Here is a 20,194-nt window from a genome sequence, read left to right as displayed (position 1 = left end):
GTTAGTTGTTGATGCGGGGATCGAGGGCGTCCTGTAACCCGTCGCCGAGAATGTTGAACCCGATGACGGTGATCAGAATCGCCATTCCTGGGAAGAGGCTGAACGTCGGTGCCGGCAGCATGTAGTTCCGTGACGCCGAGAGCATCTGCCCCCACGACGGGGTGGGCGGCTGCGCGCCGAACCCAAGGAACGAGAGCCCGGCGACGATGAGGATGCTCACGCCAATCTGGAGCGTTGCCTGCACGAGCACCGGCGCGAAACTGTTCGGAATGATGTGCCGGAGGATGATATTTCGGTCCTTGACGCCGGCCGCGCGCGCGGCTTCGATGTAGTCCTCCTCGCGGATCGAGACCACCCGCGACCGGATGAGTCGGTTGAACACCGGGATCGACGTAATACCGACACCGATCATCGCGAAGGTGAGGTCGCGGCCGAACGCGGTCATGAAGGCGATGACCAGCACGAGGAACGGAATCGCGTAGATGGTCTCCGTGATGCGCTGGAGAACGTCGTCGATCCAGCCGCCGTAGTAGCCGGAGACGGCCCCGATCAGCGTCCCACCGACGAGGCCGATCCCCGTCGCCATGAAGCCGACGGTGATCGCGATCCGCGTCCCGTAGAACAGCCGACCGAGGATGTCACGCCCACGGTGGTCGGTCCCCATCGGATGCTCGATGACGCCCGGTCCGTACTGGTTCTCCATCCCGACGGGCGGGAGGAGCCGATTGACCTGTTCGGGGTCCTGTACCGGACTGTACCAGATCGCCTCCGCGATCGCGTACTCGAACACGTAGTGGTCGATCGCCGCGAGCAACGCGACGAGGGTGACGAACCCGACGGTGTAGATGCCGATCAGCGCCGTCGTGTCTCGCTTTACCTGTCGAAGCGTGTACCGAAGCCCGACGCGCGCCTCAACCCCGTCGTCGTCTTCCGCCTGACTGCCGTCCGTCTGTGGTTCAGTTTCTGTGGCCATTATTCGTCACCGTAGGCGACCCGCGGGTCGATGTAGGCGTACGCGACGTCGGTGATGATGACACCGACGACGAACGCCACGCCGAACATGAACGTCGTCCCCATGATCAGCTCGTAATCTTGGTTGTTGATCGCCGTGATGATCAGTCGGCCCATCCCCTGAATTTCGAAGACCGTCTCGGTCAGCACCGCGCCGCCGAGCGCCGTCGACAGGCCGAGACCGATGATCGTTATCACGGGTAGCTGCGCGACTTGGAACGCGTGTTTCCGGACGATAGTCGACTCCGGCACCCCGTACGCCCGAGCGAGCTTGACGTACTCGCCTTGGAGCGACTCGACCATCGACGACCGCTCGATGCGCGTGATCTGGGCCATCTGTAGCGTCCCGAGCGCGATCATCGGCATCGCGAGGTGGTGTAGCGACGTCCGAAGCACCTCAAGCTGCGTCTCCGCCGCCCTGAGTTCTCCCGGTGCCTCCCACGGCAGTGGGAGCCCCCGAGCGGGAAACCAGCCGAGGTGGAACGCGAAGACGATGATGAGCATCAATCCGATCCAGAACGATGGCGTCGACACCCCGACGAGCGAGACGATCCGCGAGATGTGGTCGGCCGGCTTGTTGCGCCGCTTCGCGGAGATGACGCCCAACGGAATCGCCGTCACGATCGCGAACATGAACGCCGACACCGTGAGGTACAGCGTCACCGGAAGCCGGAGCATGATCATCTCCAGCACCGGCCGGTCGTAGTAGATGCTCTGTCCGAGATCACCGGAGGCGACGCCGGACAGGTACGTCAGATACCGCTCGTGAGCCGGTCGATCGAGACCGTACCGGGCTTGAATCGCTTCTACCTGTTCTTGTGCCGGGCTGGGACCAAGCATGATCTCGACCGGGTCGCCAGGAATCTGATTGGCGAGGAAGAACGTGATTGTAATGATACCGATCAGTACGGGAATCGCCTGTGCGAGTCGCCAGAGTGTGTACCGTAAGAGCCCCATTTGGTGGCGTATTGTTTCTGTGTAGTCCGGGCCGTGCTGTTATACCTAACTGATTGCCGTCGAATCGTCGTTGCAGGTCCCAAGCCGACCGAGAGCGCGTTCGGCGCCGGTCGTCCGTCGGCGTCCGACACTCGCCGCCTGCTGACCGTCCGTCGTGTTCTCCAGTCGCCGCGTCCGTCCCGGTCGCCTCGTCGGCGGCCGGGAATCGAGAACCGCTGTCGTGAGCCGTCTGCCGCCCCGACCGGGGCGTCAGTTGGCGTTACTCCACCGAGACGTTGTTGTGTCCGGTGAAGATCTGGACCTCGGTCGAGATCGCGTGCGCGCTGAAGTCGGAGACCCGCTCGTGGATCCCGTAGGAGTTCTTCAGGTTGTACGCGGGGATGTGGACGCGTCCCTCGAGCAGCTGGGTCGTCGCGTCGATGTAGAGCTGACGACGCTCCTCACGGTCCGCGCTCTCGCGGGCCTGCGTAAGCATCTCCGAAGCCTCCGCGTACTCGTGGAAGGTGCCGTTGGTCGTTCCTTCGACCTCCTGGCTCAGCAGCTGGTACGCGAACGCGTCCGGGTCGGGCGCGCCGGACCAGCCGAGCGTGTACATGTTGTAGCGCTCTGCGTCTTCGGTGACGTACGCGTCGAGGAACGTCCCCCAGTCCAGTCGCTGGACTTCGACGTTGCTGAAGCCGGCGTTCTGGAGCCCGTCGCCGATCGAGATACCGATCTGCTCACGCATGTCGTCCGGCGGGACGATGATGCGCCAGTTGTAGTCCATGTCCACGCCCGCCTCCTCGAACAGCTCCGTGGCCATGTCGAGGTCGCGGTCGTGAGAGATGTCGCCCCACTCGTCGAGCGGGAAGTCCCACTCTTCGGCCATCGTCTGCGGGTACGGACTGACCTGTCGCACACCCGCCGGCTGGACGAAGTTCTCGATGGCCTGGTCCATCGAGAAGCAGTAGTCGACCGCCTCGCGCACCATCGGGTCGGTCGTCGGCCCGTCGCCGCAGTTGAACGCGAGGTAGAAGTATCCCACACCGGGCTCCTCGTCGATCGTCGCGTTCTCGTTGCTCCGGACGGTCTCGTACAGCTGTGGCGGGATCGTCTCGATCATGTCGACGTTGCCCGTCTCCAGCTCGGTCACGCGCGTCGTCTGCTCCTCGATCGGATCGAACTCGATGGTCGACACGTTGGGCAGGCCGTTCGAGTCGTCCCAGTAGTCGTTCCACCGCTCGAGCGTCGCGAAGCTCTCCGGCTCCCACTCGACGAGCTGGAAGGGACCCGAGCTGACGGGGTCGGTGTTGTACGCCTCTCTGTCGTTGGTCCGGACTTCCTGATTGACGACGTTCCGAACCAGTGCCACCTCGAACGCCCCGTACGGGTACGAGAGGTCGAACTGGATCGTCGTCTCGTCGACGGCCTCCGCGGTGTCGACCATGTCGACTTCCGCGGCGTTCTCGGTCTGCTCTTCGGCCGGCGCGACGATCGTGTGGATGACGTCCTCCGCCGTGACCGGGTCGCCGTTCTGGAACACCGCGTCGTCGCGGATCGGAACGATAAATCGGGTTCCGTCACGCTCGACCGTCGGCGCCTCGGTGGCGATCTTCGGCTCGATGCCGACGCCCTCGTTATACTCGTAGAGGCCGTCGAACATCTGGTTCGCGATCTGCGCGGACGGGACGTCGTTCATGATGATGGGGTCCATGTCGAGCGGGCCCTTCACCTGTGCGAAGTACAGATCCTGGTCCGGCAGGTCGTTCCCGTCGGAGCCGTCGGAGCCGTCCGAGCCGTCGCTTCCGTCGGAGCCGTCGGAGCCGTCCGAGCCATCTCCGCCGCCACCGGAACAGCCGGCGAGGAACATCGAAGATGAAACCGCCATCCCGCTCGCCAGCGCCTGCCGACGAGTAATGCCTAAGTCTGTGTTGGGCTTTCGCGCCATGTATGCACGATACAATGTTACTGGTATAAATCTTACCACCTGTTTGCCGTAATCCGTTTCTACTACCATAATCAGTCACGTATCCGACCAGATGGGTCCGGGATAGATCACTAATCGCGGCGATAATTCGACAAGGATCATCCAAAACGGCAGTTTCGGTTGTCGTGATTTCAATTCTTGCACAAACAATAATCATATATGTACTATCGCTTGACACCGCTCTCGGCGTCCGGACGGCCCTCGCGGGTCGACGTGAGCCGTGGCGGCGTCCGTCCCCACCGCTTCCGGTCGCGTCTCCTCGCGGCCGCGTCTACTCTCGGTCGGGAGGCGTCACTTCGCGGATGGTTCCAACTCCCTTGCTCGACCCCTCCCGAAAGACGAACCGCTGGCCCGCTTCGACGAGGTACGGCCGGAACTTGAACCGGACCTGTGTCCGGCCGGTGTCGCCGGGGAGGAGCCGTCCGCCCTCCGGCGCGAAGACGGCGGCCTCGGAGACGGTCTCCACGTGGACGACCGGCTCGTACCCCTCCTGAATTCTGGTCGGGTGGTTCAGGACCATCACCTCGGCCTCGAACTCGCGGACCGGGTCGGGGTCGCTCTCGCGGGGAACGAGGGCCATCCCCCGTTCGATTTCGGCCTCGTCGACGCCCTTCAGCGCGATACCGACGATTCGGCCGGCGGTCGCCTTGTCCACCCGGTGGTAGTGCATCTCGATCGAGCGCACCTCCACCTCGCGGAAGGAGCCGTCGGCCATCGGGCCCAGGAGGAGTTCGTCGCCGGCCTCTACGGTGCCAGAGTTGACGGTGCCGGACGCTACTGCGCCGACCCCGGTCACCTTGTAGCTCCGATCCACGTACATCCGGAACTCCGCGCGCTCCGGGGTCGCCCGCTTCGGAAGGGTCTCAAACAGTCGGTCGAGCGTCTCGATCCCCTCCTTCGTCACCGCGCTGGTCTGCAGCAGCGGAACGACGCCGTCGCCGACCTCGGCGATCGCGGCGTCGATCCCGTGCCGGTCGACGAGGAGCGGGGTCTGTCCGGCGTCCCGGAGCGTCGACTCCACCTCACGCTCGACCTCGGCGAGCCGCTCGTCGCTGACGGCGTCGGCCTTCGTGATCGCGACGATCGTCGGGAGCTCGGTCGCCAGCAGGATCCCGAGGTGCTCGCGCGTCGTCTTCGTCGGTCCGTCGTCGGCAGCGACGACGAGGAGCCCGTAGTCGAGCTTCTGGCCGACGAGCCCGCGGATCGTCGTCCGGAGCCACGGCTCGTGGCCGACCGTGTCGACGAACGAGACGAGCCGGTCGGCCTCCTCGACGATCCGCGCGCGATCGGACTTGCGGTGCGGGTTGTCCATCCGGACCGGCTCGCCGCCGTCGTCGAACCCGTAGACGGCGTACGAGAGGTCGGCGGAGAGCCCCCGCTCGACCTCGTGCGGCTGGACGTCGAGGAAGCCACGGGTGCCGCCTTGACCGTCGTCGGCCCGTCCGGTCACGAGGGTGCCGACGAGCGTCGACTTCCCGTGGTCGACGTGGCCGGCCGTGCCGACCACGAGGTGGTCGTCGTCCGTCTCGAACATCCCGCCGTCTCGGAGGGTGGCAAGGCCGACGAGGCCCTCTGCACTCCCGTTTCCGGCGGAGCCGGCGCTCCACGTCTCCACGTCGGCGATGTGGGCGTCGGCCTCGTCGGCCAGCAGCGAGAGCACGTCCATCGTCTCGGAGAAGGTCTCGGGGGCGATCCCGGCCAACCCCCCGTCGTCGGTGACGCCGAGGACGTAGGTCGCCTCACCGTCGCCCGAGAGCACCCGGTGACGGAGTTGGGCAACGAGCGACTCCATCCGCCCCTCGGCCAAGTGGACCTCGCGGGTCAGTCGCTCCTTGAACTCGATCGCACCCCCGTCGCGCTCGCCGCGCTCGATGGCCCGCCGTAACGCGGACCGGTCAGCGCTCATGGCCGTTCGTAGGTGACTGCCGGGCTTAACGGTTTTCGTGCGATCCGTCCCCACGGCACGTGATCGGTCCCGGACGCTCGGGAGGGCTCCCGGGTCGCGAGGTTCCGTCTCAGCTCCCGTCTCCCGTGACCGAACTCACTCCTCGGTCAGGTCGACGTACGTCCGCCGGACGGTCACGGGCGTCACGCCCGCGACGTCGGCCGCCTCCTGTTGCGTGCAGTCGGCGCCCGACTCGCGGGCCGCCGTGTACAGGCAGGCGGCGGCGACGCCGACCGGATTGCGGCCGTTCGCGATCCCCTCGCTGACGGCACGCTCGGCGAGTTCACCGGCGCGCCGCTCCACGTCGGCCGAACAGCCGAGGTCGCTCGCGAACCGCGGGAGGTACTCAGCCGGACCGGTCGGGCCGAGCGGCAGCCCCAGTTCGCGGTTCATCGCGTCGAAGGCCGCTTGATGCTCGTCCTCCGTCGCCTTCGCCTCGGCACAGATCTCGCCGACGGTCCGGGCGACGTTCGCGGTGCGACAGGCGACGTACACGCAGGCGGCCGCAAAGCCCTCCAGCGACCGACCGCGAAGCAGGCTCTCGTCCTGCGCGGAGGCGAACAGCGTGCAGGCCGTGTCGCGGACGCTGTCCGGAAGCTCCAAGACGCCGGTCAGCCGGCGGATCTCGGTGTACGCGTACACCTTGTTGCGGTCCCGCTTGGTGGATATCTGCGCGCGGTTGTGCTGCGTCCGCATCCGAGCGAGGCGCCGACGCTTTCGTCCCTTCACGCGGGTCGACCGACCGATCTCCGTCGAGAGCCCGCGGTCGTGCCGGGAGCGCGTCAGCGGCGCGCCGGTGCGCTTGGGGTTCGCGTCGTCGTCATCGAACGACCGCCACTCCGGGCCGTGGTCGATCCGGTCGGCGTCGACGACGAGTCCACACTCCGTGCAGACGCGCTCGGCGGAGTCGGCGCGAGTCCGACCGCCGCACTCGGGGCACTCGTCGACGGCCCGCTCCGTCGTCTCGTCCCCTCCCTCGGCGCGGTCGGTCGTCTCCTCGGTGCGTGCTGTCGTCTCCGCTTCGCGGTCGGTCGTCTCCTCGGTGCGGTGCGAACGGACGCGGGTCGAGCGTGCCTGGCTCATCACACGTCGAACTCGGGCCCGATGCCTTACTTAAACCCGGGCGAATCAGGGGTCGATCGCCCGGATCGGCACGGTTGAACCGACCGGTTACCGGTCGGTGATCTTCTGGGTTTCCTCGCCGCGGTACGGTGGTTTTAATGTCTGTAACGAGACACCTGTTCGCATGACGCTGTCGGAGATCGCGGACGGGGTGGAGGTGACCGCGAGCCAGCGCGATCGCGGTGTCGCCGTCGCCGACGACACGGAGACGCCGCTCGTCGATCGCCTCGCCGAGCACGCGGCCGACCTCCCCTGTACCCCGGCCGCGACCGCGACGCTGGTCGACGCGTACACGACCGGACGAACCGTCGGCGACGCCGCGCGTGAGGCCGGCGTGACGCCGATGACGGCCGCGAAGGCGCTGCACCGGTGCGGCGTCGAGGGCGTCTGTCCGCTCGCCCCGAGCCGTCGGAGCGTCGTCCGCGACTGGCTCGACGGACGGATCGCGCGCAGCGAGGCGGTCGCGCTCGCCGGCGGCGACGAGGCGGATTTCGCGCTGGCGACGTACGTCGAGACCCACGATCCCGTCCAGGCAGTCGCCGACGCCGTCGACGCGCACGTCGCCGGCTCAGCGCCGCTCGGTGACGGCCGCAGGGGCGACGGCGATGCGCTCGGCGGGGCGCTCGGCTCGCCCGACGGCCTGCGCTGAGAACGGAACCGACCATCCGTCTTCGCCTCCGGTCGTCCGTTCTCGCCTCCGATCGCCCGCTCTCGACCGCTCAGGAACGGAGTCGCTCGACTAGTCCCGGCTCCTCGAACTCGATCCCCAGCGACGCGTCGAACGCGCGCTCGTACGCTCCCGCCAGTTCCTGGACGTACGCGCCGGTCGCGGTCGCCGCCTCGGGAGCCTCGTCGACCCCCGAACTGACGGCCGGAAGCCGGGTGTCGGCGCTCACCCCATCCTCGCACTCGGCGTCCGCCTCGCCGGCGCGAGCGACGGCTATCGTCCCGTCGACGCTCCCGCCGACGTCGGCCACCCGTCCGCGCAGCCGCTGGAGCGCGTCTCGGCCGTGTGCCGTCGCGGGCGTCACCGCCTCGACGCGGTCGGCGACCGTGGCCGCCGCGACCGCCTCGTTCGAGCCGACGGGGGCGGCGTCGACGACCACGGCGTCGTAGGCAGTCGTCGCCTCGTCGATTCGCCGCTCCAACTTCCGCGCTGCCTCCGCCGTCTTCGCGCGGGCCACGCGCTCGAATGGCGCGCGGGCCGGCACCGCGTCGGCCCGTCCCGGACGGGTCGACCCGGCGTCCGTCGCCTCCCCGTCACGATCGGTCCGAATCGGATACGTCGCCGTCGACAACGGCTCGTCCGGTTCGTCGGTGAGTAGCGCTGTGAGGTCGGTGCCGATCCGTCCCGCGACGTACTCGGAGAGCCCCTGGGTCGTGAACGCGGCGTCGATAACGGCCACGTCGCGGCCGTCGCGCGCGCCCAGCGCTGCCAGTTCGACGGCGGTTCGCGTCGTCCCCGCGCCGCCGGTCGCTCCGACGAGCGCGAGCGTCGTCGCCTGCATGCGGTCGGCTACTCGACGTTTCGCTGTTAACTCTGTTGCACGCCGGCCGTCGCCGCTGTTTCTAGGGTGAATCGCCTAAAGCGCCGTCTCACCCGCTAGTTGCGGGCGTCGAAGGACTCACTCGGCGATCGCTTCGGCGACGGCGTCCAGTTCGTCGTCGGAGAGGTCGGGACGCTCGCCGCCCACCGCGTGAAGCGGCGCGCCGCCGTCGCCGTCGAACCGGGGGATGATGTGCACGTGGGCGTGCGGGACCTCCTGTCCGGCCGCCTCGCCGTCGTTGAGCCCGACGTTGGCGCCGTCGGCGTCGACGGCCGCCCGGACGCGCGGGGTGAGCTCCGTCACGGCGGCGAACAGCGCGCCCGCGACGTCCTCGTCGAGGTCGCCGAGGTGCTTCGCGTGCGCCTTCGGGATCACGAGCGTGTGCCCCCGAGAGAGCGGGTTGGCGTCGAGGAACGCCAGCACGTCGTCGGTCTCGTGGACGGTCCGCGCCGGGATGTCGCCGGCGACGATGGAACAGAAGATGCAGTCGGACATACGCGAGGGGTCGACGGCCCGACTCATCAAGGTTTCCCGCGGTTGGCGTGGTCGGGGCGGCGTGATTGGGTTGGAGTGGCCGGGTCCTCTACGGTCGCGACCAACCCGTGACTCCCTCGGCTCACTCGTCCGCGTCGGGGAACGGAACCTCGAAGAGGTCGCCGTCGTTCGGGAGGAAGACATCGCCGTCGAACGCGCTGGCCGCCTCCCGACGGATCGGTGAGGCGTCGGCCGCGTATCTCGAGGAGATGTGGACCAGCGCGAGCCGTTTTGCGCCGGCGCGAGCGGCGATCTCCCCGGCCTCCCGGCCGGTCGAGTGTGCCGTGTCCCGCGCACGGTCGGCCATCCCGTCGGCGAAGGTCGCGTCGTGGACGAGGAGGTCGGCGCCCTCGGCGACCTCGACCGTCCGCTCTCGCGGACGCGTGTCCGCCGTGTAGACGAACGTTCGACCGGGTCGCGGCGCGCCGACGACCTGTTCCGGCTCGACGACCGTCCCGTCCTCGGCCTCGACGGACTCGCCGGCGTGGAGCCGACCGAACTTCGGCCCGACGGGGACGCCCAACTCCTCCGCCCTCGGCCGGTCGAACCGGCCCGGGCGGTCGTCCTCCTCGAGGACGTAGCCCTGAGAGACGGTCCGGTGTTCCGTCTCGAAGGCGCGGACCTCGTACCCGTCGGCGTCGAACGCGACCGCTCCGGGCGCGACCTCCTCGATCCGCACCTGAAACGCGGGGTCGTGGCCGACCGCGTGGACCAGATCGCGGAGGTCGTCGCCCGTCCCCGGCGGGCAGTGGATCGTCAACGGCGCCGCTCGGTCGTTGAACCCGAGGGTTTGGACCAGCCCCGGAATCCCGAGGACGTGGTCGCCGTGGAGGTGTGAGACGAACACGTGGTCGATACCGAACCCGGTGCCGAACCGCATCATGCCGCGCTGGGTTCCCTCGCCGCAGTCGAAGAGGAGGCGGTCGCCCTCGCGGTTGACGAACAGTGCGCTCGGCGCGCGTTCGGTGGTCGGAACGGCGCCGCCCGTTCCGAGGAACGTGACGCGAAGGGACATACGCGACCTGCGGTCGGCGGCGATAAACTCCTTTCGAGGTCGGCGTCGCGGTCGCCGTGGTCGTCGCGACCGTCGCGCCGTCGACCCCCCTCCGATCGAGGCGAAGCCGACATGTGTGCGCCGCCCCGAACGCGACCATGCACGATTCGATCGCCGCGCTGGTCCGGCAGGAGGGGTGGCGCGCGGAGGGTGCCGCCGCCCGAGTCCATTACGACGGCGGCGGCGACCGGTTCGCGGTGGAGTTCTACGCGGACGCCGAACGCGTCCTCTACTGGACGGTGCCCGCCGAACAGGGAGGCGGCTCGGAGACGGCCGACGCCGACGCGTCGACGGCGACCGCCACGGCCGCCCCGGTGCCCCGCGCCGACATCCCCGACCCCCTGCGGCGACGCATCCGCGCGGATCTCGCCGACGCCGACATCGACCCGTCGATCGAGCGGCGCGAGGTGTGACCCCGAAACGCGTTCGTTGGGCTCCGATACCGGTGATTTCCGCCGATGTATCTCGGCTCGAAGGAAACATATTTGCCGCGCGATACGATACGAAACGATAATGAGTAGCGTCGAATGGGAGGAAGACGACCCCTTCGAGGAACAACGGGAGAAGATCGAGAACCCGATGAAACGGCTGTTCCTCTCGTACGGTCGCGACTACCTCCCGCAGGTCTCCGTCGGTGTCATTGCCAGCGTCTTCGCTCGGCTCCTCGACCTCCTCCCGCCGCTCATGCTCGGGATCGCCATCGACGCCGTGTTCTACGAGGACGCGCTGTTCAGCGAGCAGATCCCGCTCGTGATCCTCCCGGACGCGTGGCTCCCGACAGGGCAGACCGAGCAGTTCTGGTTCACGATCATCGTCATCGGGGCCGCGTTCGGCATCGGCGCCGGCTTCCACTGGATCCGCAACTGGGGGTTCAACGCCTTCGCACAGAACATCCAGCACGACGTTCGAACCGACACCTACGACAAGATGCAGCGGCTGAACATGGAGTTCTTCTCCGACAAGCAGACCGGGGAGATGATGTCGATTCTTTCGAACGACGTGAACCGCTTAGAGCGGTTCCTCAACGACGGGATGAACTCCCTCTTCCGCCTCTCCGTGATGGTGCTCGGCATCGGGTTCCTGCTCGTGTGGATCAACTGGCAACTCGCTCTGGTCGCGCTCCTCCCGGTGCCCGTCATCGGCGGGTTCACCTACCTTTTCATCAAGACGATCCAGCCGAAGTACGCCGAGGTGCGCTCCTCGGTCGGGAAGATGAACTCCCGGCTGGAGAACAACCTCGGCGGGATCCAGGTGATCAAGTCGTCGAACACCGAGCCGTACGAGTCCGACCGCGTCGACGACGTCTCGATGGACTACTTCGACGCCAACTGGGACGCGATCACGACGCGGATCAAGTTCTTCCCCGCGCTCCGCGTCCTCGCCGGCATCGGCTTCGTGCTCACGTTCGTCATCGGCGGGCTGTGGGTGTTCCAGGAGACGCCGCCCGGCCCGTTCACCGGTGAGCTTTCGGTCGGGATGTTCGTCGTCTTCATCCTCTACACCCAGCGGTTCATCTGGCCGATGGCGCAGTTCGGCCAGATCATCAACATGTACCAGCGCGCCCGCGCCTCCTCCGCGCGGATCTTCGGCCTGATGGACGAGCCCTCGCGGCTCGCCGAGGACCCGGACGCCGACGAGCTGACCGTCAGCGACGGCGACGTCGTCTACGACGACGTGAGCTTCGGGTACGACGAGGAGACCATCGTCTCCGACGTCGACTTCGCGGTCGAAGGCGGCGAGACGCTCGCGCTGGTGGGCCCGACCGGCGCCGGGAAGTCCACCGTTCTCAAGCTTCTGCTTCGGATGTACGACGTCGACGACGGCGCGATTCGAATCGACGGGCAGGACGTCCGCGACGTGACGCTCAAATCGCTTCGCCGGTCCATCGGCTACGTCGGCCAGTCGTCGTACCTCTTCTACGGCACCGTCCGCGAGAACATCACCTACGGTACGTTCGACGCGACCGACGAGGAGGTCCGCGAGGCGGCGGAGGCGGCGGAGGCGCACGAGTTCATCCAGAACCTCCCGGACGGGTACGACACGATGGTCGGCGAGCGGGGCGTGAAGCTCTCGGGCGGTCAGCGCCAGCGTGTCACCATCGCGCGGGCGGTGCTGAAAGACCCCGACATCCTCGTCCTCGACGAGGCGACGTCCGACGTCGACACCGAGACGGAGATGCTGATCCAGCGCTCGCTCGACCGGCTCACCGCCGATCGGACGACGTTCGCCATCGCTCACCGGCTCTCCACGATCAAGGACGCCGACACCATCCTCGTGTTGGAGGGCGGCGAGGTCGTCGAGCGCGGCACGCACGACGCGCTGCTCGACAACGGAGGGCTGTACGCGCACCTCTGGGGCGTGCAGGCCGGCGAAATCGACGAACTCCCGCAGGAGTTCATCGACCGGGCCCAGCAGCGCACCGCGCGTCTCATCGAAGACGCGGAGAGCGACGACGACTGAGGCGGAAAATCCTTGCCCGACGCGCCCCGAACGTCGCCGCTCGGCGCCTCAGGTCGATAGCCGACTCCAGCCGTCATCGACCGCTTCGTCTCCGGTCTCTCCCGCGGCGGCCCCTTCCGCCGTCGCCTCCTCGCCCAGCGCGTCGAGGATCGCGTCGCGAACTCCTCGGGGATCGCGGAATTGCGTCTGGTCGCATCGTTCCAGCGCCGCGTCGAGCCGTTCGCTTCCGCCCGCGGTTTCCAGTTCGAAGCCGCCGTACTGCTCGACCAGCTCCCCGACCGACACCGGGTAGCTGTGCTCGCGGAGCGCCTGCTTCAGCGGTCCGAACGTCACTCCCGTCGTTTGATCGTGGCCCTCGTTCTCGCGACCCATGGATCGCCTCTCGTCGGGTGACGGAATAATTCCCCGGGGCGGTTCGGTCCGCCCCCCTTGTCCGCCGGTCCGACGGCGTCGCGGCCCTCGGACGGCGGCGTCGCCACCCTATCGCCCGAGACCGTCGCCTATACGACTCACCCCCTCGTGGTGACGGTATGCGACTCGCGGACGCCACCTGGACCGACGTGCGCGACGCCGACGTCGACGTCGCGTTCATCCCTGTCGGCAGCACCGAACAGCACGGCCCGCACGCCCCGTTAGGGACGGACACGCTCGACGCCGTCGCGGTCGCGGAGGCCGGGGCGGCGGCGTACGAGGCAGCGACGGGCGAGGGCGCGAGCGAAGTCGTCGTCGCCCCACCGATCCCCGTCGGGGTCGCCGAGGAGCACCGCGCCTTCGCCGGGACGATGTGGGTTTCGCCAGACACCTTCCGGGCGTACGTCCGCGAGGCGGCCGAATCGCTCCCGCATCACGGGGTCGACCGAGTCGTGTTCGTCAACGGGCACGGCGGCAACGTGGAGGCGCTCGCGGAGGTCGCGCGTCGATTCTCCCGAGACCCGGACCACGACGGGTACGCCGTGGCGTTCACCTGGTTCGAGGCGGTCGGCGACCACGCGGGCGACATGGGTCACGCCGGCCCGCTGGAGACGGCGCTGTTGCGGGCGACGAACCCCGACCTCGTCCGCGAGGACCGCGTCCCGGACGCGAGAGAGGGCGCCGCCGCCCGGTGGGGCGAGTGGGTCTCGGGGGTGAACCTCGCGCACGACTCGGACGCGTTCACGGAGAACGGCGTGGTCGGGGACCCGAGTGCGGGTGACGCCGAGCGCGGCAGGGAGCTTTTGGACCTCGCGAGCGACGCGCTCGCGGAGTTGGCGACCGCGATTGTCGAGCGGGAGTCGATATAACTGCGACCGGCGCTGTCGAGGTCCAATTTTTCAGTAGACCACTCTAACACAGCCGGTCGCCGAGGACCGCGTATTGCCCGCTGGACGTGGGATTCTGAGCCGAGACCGTCAGCGCGTCGGTGTCGCTTCCTCGGGGATAGCGTAGGGCTGGCCGCACCCGTGTATCTCTAACGTACAGTCGGGGCACACGGTGTGCTTTCTCCGTCGATGCTCGACCGACTGTCGCTGTCGCTGTGAGTCCGCCTCCAAGCGCTCCCGCAACTCGTCTGGCAGTTCGCTGAACTCCACAACGGCGCTTCCGCAGACGGGACAGTCCATACGGCGGATAGTCGCTCTCATACCACAGAAACGTTGCTACTCCGGCAGTTCCCACGCGCAACGCGTCGCTCATCTCGACGTCTCTCAAGCCGTAGTACGAGACTGTACTCGTCCTGCATTGACCGGAATCGAGTCTGAACGAATCGCTCGCTGCGGATTTCAACAGGTCAACGGAGCGGAACGCCGATTACTCCTCTTCCTCCTCCTCGGCCGCCGCGGCGTCCTGGAGCGCCCCGCGGATCGCCGGCACGGTGCCGGTGAGTGAGGCGACCTCCTCGGCGGCCTCCTCGATGTCGTTCACGAGCGACTCCAGCTCCTCGATTTTCGCTTTTAAATCGTCGGCGTCCTCGAAGGCGTCGGCGCGCTCGCCGAGCACGTACGCCTTCTTCGCCGATCGGACGGACTCGATTGCGTCCCCGACGTCGAGCGCGGATTTCAGGCCATTGAGCGCGCCGAGCACGTTGTCCGCGTCCGTCTCCCATACCGCGTCCGGGTCGGGGAGCTCCGCTCTGGCGGCCGCGAGGTGTTCTTCGACCTCGGCGCGGGTCTCCTCGGCCGCCTCACCGAACAGGTCGTCGTCGTCGAACGTGGACTGGCTCATACCCGATGCGTCGTGCCGACGCCTTTTAAAAACGCGCCCGAAAGCGAAAGTAAAATCAGAGCCGACGCGGCGTCTGCGGTCCGGTTCGGTGCGGCCGGCCGTTCAGTTTCGCTCGGGCTGGAGTCCGACGTCGGCGTCGGTCACAGTCGGTCGACTCACTCCCGATTCCACGGCGCTTCCTCGAAGTCGACGACTCGTTCGCCGCGGTCGAGCGCATCGATCCGAGTGATCTCCTCGTCGGTCAGATCGATGTCACGGGCGGCCCAGTTGGCCTCGACGTGGCCGAAGTCGGCCGCCTTCGGGATCGGCGCGACGCGTTCCTTCGAGAGCAGCCACGCGAGGCTCACCTGCGCCGGGCTCGCGTCGCGGGCCGCGGCGATCTCTTGTAACACGTCCACGTCGGCGACGCGGTTGCGCGCGATCGGCGAGTAGGCGACGAGCCAGTGATCGTGCTCGGCGGCGCGCTCGCGCAGCGTCTCCTGTTGGAGCAACGGATGGCACTCCACCTGATGCGCGAACACGTCGTGATCGAGCCGGTCGATCGCCTCGTCGAGCTGGTCGGGCCGGAAGTTCGAGAGCCCGATCCGCTCGACCACGCCCTCGTCGACGAGTGCGTCGAGCGCCGGTAACGTCTCCTCGGGATCGTACGTCCCGATCGGCCAGTGGACGTAGAGGAGGTCGATCGAGTCGACGCCGAGCCGGTCGCGACTCACCCGAGCGGTCGCGAGCGCGTCGTCGTACGAGAGGTTGTCCGTCGAGAGCTTCGTCGCGACGAACAGGTCCTCGCGGTCGACGCCGGTCCGATCGATCCCCGTCCCGACCGACGCCTCGTTGTCGTACCCCTGTGCCGTGTCGACGTGGCGGTATCCCGTCTCGACGGCGTGGGCGACGCCGGCGACGCACTCCTCGCCGTCGGCCAGCTTGTACGTCCCGTATCCGAGCCGATCGAACGCGTCTGACATACGAACTCGGGGAGCGCAACCCCCGTCAACGTACCGGTCCCGCCCGTTTTCCTCGGTCTCTCTGATTCCGAGAACTCGGATCGGTAGTTATGGCCCGACGACGTGTCGGTGTCGATATGGCGACACAAGAAGTCTCACTACGGAGTACGATCGGCGGCGTCTCGGTGGAGGGGAAACTCCACACGCTCAGCGTCTGGTTCATCCTCGCGCTGCGGCTGATGATCGGCCTGGCGTTCTTCCAGAGCGGGCTCAGCAAAGTGTTGGGCGGCGAATTCAGCGCGGCCGGCTACCTCCAGAACGCCCCCGCCGCGAACGGGAGCCCGGCCGCCGGGCTGTTCGCCGCGATGGCCGAGAGCAGCCTGTTCCTCGAGTTCGTGAACGTCGCGGTGCCGTGGGGGGAACTCCTCATCGGCCTCGGCGTGATCGTCGGCTTACTCACCCGACTCGCCGCGTTCTGGGGAGCGTTCATGATGCTCCTCTTCTACCTCGGGAACTGGGACATCGGGCACGGCTACATCAACGGCGACTTCGCGTACATGCTCGTGTTCCTCTCGGTCGCCGCCTTCGGCGCCGGGCGGATCCTCGGACTCGACGCCTACGTCGAGAAGTACGAGATCGGCGGAGTGCCCCTCGTGGAGCGGTTCCCGTGGGCGCGCTACCTCCTCGGCTGAAGGGACCGCCGGTCGCAGTCTCGACTAAGGGGGCCGCCGGTCGCAATTGCGCCACTCGCGGCTCTCAGAACTGATCTTTTAATCGGCGGGCTCTGTTGAAATCCTTAGTTTCTGATAATTTGTTGAGACCGTGCTGAATACACTGTGCATATTGCTCAAGCACCAACAACCCTAGCCAATAGTTGCCACAGTTATCGTCTCGCGAAGTGTGCAGACGATATGGACGAAGTTACGGTGGCCACGCAAACCAGTTTGGAAAATCCAGATGAAACTGCCGATGTTTCGCGACAGTTGGTATTCGAGACCGAGGATACCATCGTGATTCAGTCGCGGGTCGCTGGAGGGATAACAACCGGTTGGCACCACAATGGCGACCGTCACGCCTACGGATACGTGGTTGAGGGACACGCTTTACTGGAGTATGGACCGGCAGGAGAAGACTCGGTTGGCCTCTCTGAGGGTGACTTCGTGTATGTTCCGCCTCGCACAATTCGGCGGGTGGTAAACCCCACGACCGAAAACTGGGTAATCGTCATTAGCTTCGTCGGCTCCGGACCGCCTGCCACGCCCGTCAATGCACCCCAGCCAGAAACTGAGTTGTAGATGTACTATGCTGAACCCACCCTCTATATCTCGCACGCCGTTTGTGTCAGTTTCTGAGGATTTCAACAGAGACAATCCGCGTTATTCATGTACTCGTTTTCCGGCAGCAGATCGAGCGACGCCGCGGCGCTCGTGCGGTCGCTACTCGGAGTCGTGTGGGCATGGGGGTCTCGGTTTTAGACAGCGGTATCGTCTCCCTTCGCGCGGAGGAGGCCGGTGTCGCGGGCGCAGAGGTCACGTCCGGACTTATCGGAATGACGCTGCTGACGGTGATCGGACTTGCGCTCATCGGCGTCACGGTCGGGGAACATGGTTATTTCCCTGCGAAAGCTCACGGCCAAGGCCGAGCACCGGAGAGCACACGACCGTCCTCGAAGACGACTGAGCCGCCGCCCGTTTTAGCCGCCGTCAGCGACGAGGTCGTCGTACCGCGCGCCGGTCTGTTTCAGCGTCTCCGTCGAGTAGAGCCGCTCGTGGTCGAACGGGAGGTGATCGGTCGCCAACTCGTCGATCTTGGCGTCGACCGCTTCGGCCTCGCGGCCGTGAATCATCGTGAACAGGTTGTACGGCCACTCCTGATCCTCCCGGCGTGGCCGGTGGTAACACAGCGTCACGTACGGCAGACTACCGACCGCCTCGCCGCGCTCGTCGAGCTCATCGTCGGGCACGTCCCAGACGACCATGCAGTTGTTCGTGAACCCGGTGACGACGTGGTTGACGACGCAGCCTATCCGTTTGATACAGCCGTCGGCGAGCAGGCGGTCGACCGCCGCGAGCACGTCGTTGAGGGGGGCGTCGATCTCGCTCGCCACGTCGGCGTACGGGGTCGCCGACAGCGGGAAACCGTCCTGGATCGCCAGAAGGAGATCGGCCTCCAACGCCGTCAGGTCGCCGCGAGCGCTCTCGGAGATGCGGGTGGCCGAGACCGCCGTCTCGTCGAGCGACTCCCGGGCGAACCGGTCCGCGTTCACCACCGGGAACTCAAGGTCGATGTAGTAGTCCGTGAGCATCGGCAGCGCGAGCACCTCACAGCCGGTCCGTTCCTCGATCTCCGCGAGGATCGCGTCACGCCGCTCGCGGGAGCCCGCGGTGACGACGAACCACTGGTTCCACTCGTGGTCGCGACGGTAGTTGTGATTCACCTGCCGGTAGCCGTTGATGACCGCTGCGATCTCGTCGAACCGGTCGTCGGGCGCCCGAACCGCCGCGAGCGTCGACGACCCGATGACCGGCGGGTTGAGTACCGCGCCGAACCGCCGGAACACGCCCTGCTCCCGGAGGTTGCGGACGCGGTCGAGGACTGCGTCGGCGTCGACGTCGACGCCCGTCTCGGCCGAAATCTCGCGAGCGACGCGCTCGAACGGGCGCGCTTCGACGGGGAAGCCGCTCTGGTACTCGTCGATGAGCGCGGCGTCGACCGCGTCGATGTCCGTCCGCCAATCGGCGTCCAAACTCATTGCAAGCGCTACGCGACGGTCGTACCTACGCGTTTCGGCACGCTCGGCAGGATGCGTATCACGTCGTACGTGTACAATAGACGCGACGTTCGAGGGTACGCGGTCGCTTTGCCGCGTAGTCGCCGGAGGCCGAGAGGACTCAGTCGTCAGCGGGGGTCCGCTCTGACGTCGGTGCGAACGCCCGAGCGCTCTCCTCCAGTTGCGCCGCCGAGCAACCGCCGATAGTTGCGGCCTGTTCGAGCGTCAGGGTACGAGCGCGATACAGCGTCAGTGCGGTGGCCACGGATTTGGACGTCATCGGGTACGATTCTATACTGAGTGGACATGCATATAACTCTAACGCCTATACTGAGGCGTTATGGAACATCTATGCCACAGAATAGCCGATATGTGCTTAATAACGTTCCACAATCGGACGATCGTCCTGTTGAATTATGCGAACAGCTACCACGGAACCGGATCGAGCCGCCCGATCCGTCCGGCTCGTCGCTCGCGCGCGCCGCCTGACGCGGTCACTCACGCGACCCGCGCTCTGTTCTGCCCGTTCGTCTGACTCGGGAGTCGAGCGAGGGACTTTTCGTTCGAGGACCCGAACGGCGCGTATGGCTCAGGCGACTCAGGAGTTCGGCGACTGGCCCCTCAAACGGCTGATGACCGAGGTCTGCGGCTCCGGCCACAAGTCGGCCGACGACCTGTCGCGCGCACAGGCGACCGAGGCGTTCGAGCGGATCCTCGCGGACGAGCCCGATCCGACCACGCTCGGAGCGTTCTGGCTCGCGAACCGCTGGAAGCGAAACACGCCCGAGGAGCTCGGGGCGTACGTCGACGTGATGTGCGAGCGCGTCGAGTACGCCGAACCCGACGCCGATCCGGTCGACTGCGGCGCCAACTACGACGGGAAGGGACGGACCGCGATCCTCGGCGTCGCTGCCGGCCTCGTCGCGGCCGCGGCCGGGACTCCTGTCGTCGTCCACTCGGGCGACCGCGTTCCCACGCAGAAGCAGGACGCCTACAAGCACGTCTTGGACGAACTGGGCGTCCACACCGAACTGACTCCCACGGACTCCGCCGACATGGTCGACGAGACCGGCTTCGGCTTCTACTACCAGCCCGCGTTCAACCCAGCGATCGACGACCTGTTCGACCGCCGCGACCAGATGGGGGTCCGGACGTTCGTCAACACCATCGAGACGCTGGCGAACCCCGCCGGGGCGTCCGTCCACCTCGGCTCCTTCTACCACCTCGCGTTCGCGAAGAAAGTGGTCGACACGTTCGTCGCGAGCGAGTTCCACGACCTCGACCGCGTCCTGATGTTCCAGGGGATGGAGGGGTACGACGACGTCCGCCCCGGCTACACGAAGGTCGCCGAGTGGGACGCGGCCGGCGGTGAGGGAGAGGGCGACGAAGACGGCAGCGACGGCGCCTCGTTCGCCGACTTCGATATCGAGACCGCCGAGTACGGGATGGACCTCGAAGAGGCCGACCTCGCGGTCGACGACGTCGCCGCCGACTCCGCGGCGATCACGGAAGAAGTGCTGGCCGGCGAGCGCGCCGACGCCTTCGCCGACGCGGTCGCGGTCAACGCCGCGCTCCGGATCTACGCCCGCGAGGACGCCGACTCGATCGAGGCGGGTCTGGAGACCGCTCGCGAGGTCATCGCCGACGGCTCTGCGACTGCCGTCCTCGAGGAACTGCGCGCGTTCTAA

The 20,194-nt window shown here is 67.0% G+C and carries 21 protein-coding genes and 1 pseudogene; 8 read left to right on the top strand and 14 right to left on the bottom strand.

What is annotated here, in order from left to right; genetic code table 11:
• Position 1 precedes the first annotated feature (1 nt).
• The 5 genes from ACNS84_RS12080 to ACNS84_RS12060 all read right to left on the bottom strand — a co-directional run bounded on the left by ACNS84_RS12080 (position 2) and on the right by ACNS84_RS12060 (position 6,962).
• On the bottom strand, positions 2-973 hold the full coding sequence (locus ACNS84_RS12080) for an ABC transporter permease (protein ID WP_435075113.1): 972 nt from the start codon (positions 971-973) through the stop codon (positions 2-4).
• Positions 973-1,905 carry an ABC transporter permease gene (locus ACNS84_RS12075; RefSeq protein ID WP_435075171.1) on the bottom strand — a complete coding sequence of 311 codons (933 nt, stop codon included), beginning with the start codon at positions 1,903-1,905 and terminating at the stop codon, positions 973-975. Before ACNS84_RS12075 ends, ACNS84_RS12080 begins: the two co-directional genes overlap by 1 nt.
• A 322-nt stretch (positions 1,906-2,227) precedes the next feature.
• The gene (locus ACNS84_RS12070; RefSeq protein WP_435075112.1) at positions 2,228-3,895 is read right to left on the bottom strand and encodes an ABC transporter substrate-binding protein; all 1,668 of its coding nucleotides are present in this window, start codon (positions 3,893-3,895) and stop codon (positions 2,228-2,230) included.
• A gap of 310 nt (positions 3,896-4,205) precedes the next feature.
• Complete coding sequence (locus ACNS84_RS12065) at positions 4,206-5,840, bottom strand: GTPBP1 family GTP-binding protein (RefSeq protein ID WP_435075111.1); 1,635 nt, start codon at positions 5,838-5,840, stop codon at positions 4,206-4,208.
• Between the two features lie 135 nt (positions 5,841-5,975).
• Positions 5,976-6,962 (bottom strand): transcription initiation factor IIB, encoded by a 987-nt coding sequence (locus ACNS84_RS12060; RefSeq protein ID WP_435075110.1) that lies wholly within the window; start codon positions 6,960-6,962, stop codon positions 5,976-5,978.
• A gap of 163 nt (positions 6,963-7,125) precedes the next feature.
• Between ACNS84_RS12060 and ACNS84_RS12055 the strand changes: the two genes are divergently transcribed.
• Positions 7,126-7,650 carry a DUF7858 family protein gene (locus ACNS84_RS12055; RefSeq protein ID WP_435075109.1) on the top strand — a complete coding sequence of 175 codons (525 nt, stop codon included), beginning with the start codon at positions 7,126-7,128 and terminating at the stop codon, positions 7,648-7,650.
• 70 nt (positions 7,651-7,720) lie between these two features.
• On the opposite strand, the gene ACNS84_RS12050 is transcribed toward ACNS84_RS12055, so the two are convergent.
• The 3 genes from ACNS84_RS12050 to rnz all read right to left on the bottom strand — a co-directional run bounded on the left by ACNS84_RS12050 (position 7,721) and on the right by rnz (position 10,097).
• Positions 7,721-8,509: a P-loop NTPase family protein gene (locus ACNS84_RS12050; RefSeq protein WP_435075108.1), complete on the bottom strand. Its 789-nt coding sequence runs from the start codon at positions 8,507-8,509 to the stop codon at positions 7,721-7,723.
• A gap of 117 nt (positions 8,510-8,626) precedes the next feature.
• Positions 8,627-9,043 carry an HIT family protein gene (locus ACNS84_RS12045; RefSeq protein ID WP_435075107.1) on the bottom strand — a complete coding sequence of 139 codons (417 nt, stop codon included), beginning with the start codon at positions 9,041-9,043 and terminating at the stop codon, positions 8,627-8,629.
• Between the two features lie 121 nt (positions 9,044-9,164).
• A complete protein-coding gene (rnz, locus tag ACNS84_RS12040) occupies positions 9,165-10,097 on the bottom strand; it encodes a ribonuclease Z (protein ID WP_435075106.1) in 933 nt (310 codons plus the stop codon).
• Positions 10,098-10,234: 137 nt separating this feature from the next.
• On the opposite strand from rnz, the gene ACNS84_RS12035 reads away from it, so the two are divergent.
• Positions 10,235-10,549, top strand: coding sequence for a DUF7538 family protein (locus ACNS84_RS12035; RefSeq protein WP_435075105.1), 315 nt, complete (start codon positions 10,235-10,237; stop codon positions 10,547-10,549).
• Between the two features lie 100 nt (positions 10,550-10,649).
• A complete protein-coding gene (locus ACNS84_RS12030; RefSeq protein WP_435075104.1) occupies positions 10,650-12,596 on the top strand; it encodes an ABC transporter ATP-binding protein in 1,947 nt (648 codons plus the stop codon).
• Positions 12,597-12,644: 48 nt separating this feature from the next.
• Here the strand turns inward: ACNS84_RS12030 and ACNS84_RS12025 are convergent, their stop codons facing one another.
• Positions 12,645-12,968 (bottom strand): DUF5789 family protein, encoded by a 324-nt coding sequence (locus tag ACNS84_RS12025; protein ID WP_435075103.1) that lies wholly within the window; start codon positions 12,966-12,968, stop codon positions 12,645-12,647.
• 158 nt (positions 12,969-13,126) lie between these two features.
• Here ACNS84_RS12025 and ACNS84_RS12020 point away from each other — a divergent pair, with 158 nt between their 5' ends.
• The gene (locus ACNS84_RS12020) at positions 13,127-13,876 is read left to right on the top strand and encodes a creatininase family protein (protein WP_435075102.1); all 750 of its coding nucleotides are present in this window, start codon (positions 13,127-13,129) and stop codon (positions 13,874-13,876) included.
• A 108-nt stretch (positions 13,877-13,984) separates the two neighbouring features.
• Here the strand turns inward: ACNS84_RS12020 and ACNS84_RS12015 are convergent, their stop codons facing one another.
• From ACNS84_RS12015 to ACNS84_RS12005, 3 genes are all read right to left on the bottom strand, one after another.
• On the bottom strand, positions 13,985-14,194 hold the full coding sequence (locus ACNS84_RS12015; protein ID WP_435075101.1) for a hypothetical protein: 210 nt from the start codon (positions 14,192-14,194) through the stop codon (positions 13,985-13,987).
• A gap of 187 nt (positions 14,195-14,381) precedes the next feature.
• Positions 14,382-14,795, bottom strand: coding sequence for a DUF5790 family protein (locus ACNS84_RS12010; RefSeq protein ID WP_435075100.1), 414 nt, complete (start codon positions 14,793-14,795; stop codon positions 14,382-14,384).
• Positions 14,796-14,950: 155 nt separating this feature from the next.
• Entirely contained in the window at positions 14,951-15,757 is an 807-nt protein-coding gene (locus ACNS84_RS12005) for an aldo/keto reductase (protein ID WP_435075099.1), read from the bottom strand.
• 116 nt (positions 15,758-15,873) lie between these two features.
• Between ACNS84_RS12005 and ACNS84_RS12000 the strand changes: the two genes are divergently transcribed.
• From ACNS84_RS12000 to ACNS84_RS11990, 3 genes and pseudogenes are all read left to right on the top strand, one after another.
• Entirely contained in the window at positions 15,874-16,428 is a 555-nt protein-coding gene (locus tag ACNS84_RS12000) for a DoxX family protein (RefSeq protein ID WP_435075098.1), read from the top strand.
• Positions 16,429-16,647: 219 nt separating this feature from the next.
• Positions 16,648-17,031 carry a cupin domain-containing protein gene (locus ACNS84_RS11995; RefSeq protein ID WP_435075097.1) on the top strand — a complete coding sequence of 128 codons (384 nt, stop codon included), beginning with the start codon at positions 16,648-16,650 and terminating at the stop codon, positions 17,029-17,031.
• An 87-nt stretch (positions 17,032-17,118) separates the two neighbouring features.
• Positions 17,119-17,397: pseudogene (locus ACNS84_RS11990) on the top strand (methyl-accepting chemotaxis protein); the annotation flags it as partial.
• 32 nt (positions 17,398-17,429) lie between these two features.
• On the opposite strand, the gene ahbB reads toward ACNS84_RS11990, so the two are convergent.
• Positions 17,430-18,488, bottom strand: coding sequence for a siroheme decarboxylase subunit beta (gene ahbB / locus ACNS84_RS11985; RefSeq protein ID WP_435075096.1), 1,059 nt, complete (start codon positions 18,486-18,488; stop codon positions 17,430-17,432).
• A gap of 139 nt (positions 18,489-18,627) precedes the next feature.
• Positions 18,628-18,786, bottom strand: a complete 159-nt coding sequence (locus ACNS84_RS11980) for a DUF7317 family protein (RefSeq protein WP_435075095.1) — start codon at positions 18,784-18,786, stop codon at positions 18,628-18,630.
• A gap of 304 nt (positions 18,787-19,090) precedes the next feature.
• Between ACNS84_RS11980 and ACNS84_RS11975 the strand changes: the two genes are divergently transcribed.
• Entirely contained in the window at positions 19,091-20,194 is a 1,104-nt protein-coding gene (locus tag ACNS84_RS11975; protein ID WP_435075094.1) for an anthranilate phosphoribosyltransferase, read from the top strand.

Origin of the sequence: Halorubrum wangae, assembly GCF_051194135.1 — an archaeon.
Taxonomy (GTDB): domain Archaea; phylum Halobacteriota; class Halobacteria; order Halobacteriales; family Haloferacaceae; genus Halorubrum.
Note: the sequence above shows the minus strand (reverse complement) of the source record. Positions and strands in the feature narration are given on the sequence as shown.

Excerpts from the sequence above, each read along its gene's own strand:
- ACNS84_RS12080 (WP_435075113.1), bottom strand. The coding sequence starts at position 973 with ATGGCCACAGAAACTGAACCACAGACGGACGGCAGTCAGGCGGAAGAC.
- ACNS84_RS12070 (WP_435075112.1), bottom strand. The coding sequence starts at position 3,895 with ATGGCGCGAAAGCCCAACACAGACTTAGGCATTACTCGTCGGCAGGCG.
- ACNS84_RS12065 (WP_435075111.1), bottom strand. The coding sequence starts at position 5,840 with ATGAGCGCTGACCGGTCCGCGTTACGGCGGGCCATCGAGCGCGGCGAG.
- ACNS84_RS12060 (WP_435075110.1), bottom strand. The coding sequence starts at position 6,962 with ATGAGCCAGGCACGCTCGACCCGCGTCCGTTCGCACCGCACCGAGGAG.
- ACNS84_RS12055 (WP_435075109.1), top strand. The coding sequence starts at position 7,126 with ATGACGCTGTCGGAGATCGCGGACGGGGTGGAGGTGACCGCGAGCCAG.
- ACNS84_RS12050 (WP_435075108.1), bottom strand. The coding sequence starts at position 8,509 with ATGCAGGCGACGACGCTCGCGCTCGTCGGAGCGACCGGCGGCGCGGGG.
- ACNS84_RS12045 (WP_435075107.1), bottom strand. The coding sequence starts at position 9,043 with ATGTCCGACTGCATCTTCTGTTCCATCGTCGCCGGCGACATCCCGGCG.
- rnz (WP_435075106.1), bottom strand. The coding sequence starts at position 10,097 with ATGTCCCTTCGCGTCACGTTCCTCGGAACGGGCGGCGCCGTTCCGACC.
- ACNS84_RS12035 (WP_435075105.1), top strand. The coding sequence starts at position 10,235 with ATGCACGATTCGATCGCCGCGCTGGTCCGGCAGGAGGGGTGGCGCGCG.
- ACNS84_RS12030 (WP_435075104.1), top strand. The coding sequence starts at position 10,650 with ATGAGTAGCGTCGAATGGGAGGAAGACGACCCCTTCGAGGAACAACGG.
- ACNS84_RS12025 (WP_435075103.1), bottom strand. The coding sequence starts at position 12,968 with ATGGGTCGCGAGAACGAGGGCCACGATCAAACGACGGGAGTGACGTTC.
- ACNS84_RS12020 (WP_435075102.1), top strand. The coding sequence starts at position 13,127 with ATGCGACTCGCGGACGCCACCTGGACCGACGTGCGCGACGCCGACGTC.
- ACNS84_RS12015 (WP_435075101.1), bottom strand. The coding sequence starts at position 14,194 with ATGGACTGTCCCGTCTGCGGAAGCGCCGTTGTGGAGTTCAGCGAACTG.
- ACNS84_RS12010 (WP_435075100.1), bottom strand. The coding sequence starts at position 14,795 with ATGAGCCAGTCCACGTTCGACGACGACGACCTGTTCGGTGAGGCGGCC.
- ACNS84_RS12005 (WP_435075099.1), bottom strand. The coding sequence starts at position 15,757 with ATGTCAGACGCGTTCGATCGGCTCGGATACGGGACGTACAAGCTGGCC.
- ACNS84_RS12000 (WP_435075098.1), top strand. The coding sequence starts at position 15,874 with ATGGCGACACAAGAAGTCTCACTACGGAGTACGATCGGCGGCGTCTCG.
- ACNS84_RS11995 (WP_435075097.1), top strand. The coding sequence starts at position 16,648 with ATGGACGAAGTTACGGTGGCCACGCAAACCAGTTTGGAAAATCCAGAT.
- ahbB (WP_435075096.1), bottom strand. The coding sequence starts at position 18,488 with ATGAGTTTGGACGCCGATTGGCGGACGGACATCGACGCGGTCGACGCC.
- ACNS84_RS11980 (WP_435075095.1), bottom strand. The coding sequence starts at position 18,786 with ATGACGTCCAAATCCGTGGCCACCGCACTGACGCTGTATCGCGCTCGT.
- ACNS84_RS11975 (WP_435075094.1), top strand. The coding sequence starts at position 19,091 with ATGGCTCAGGCGACTCAGGAGTTCGGCGACTGGCCCCTCAAACGGCTG.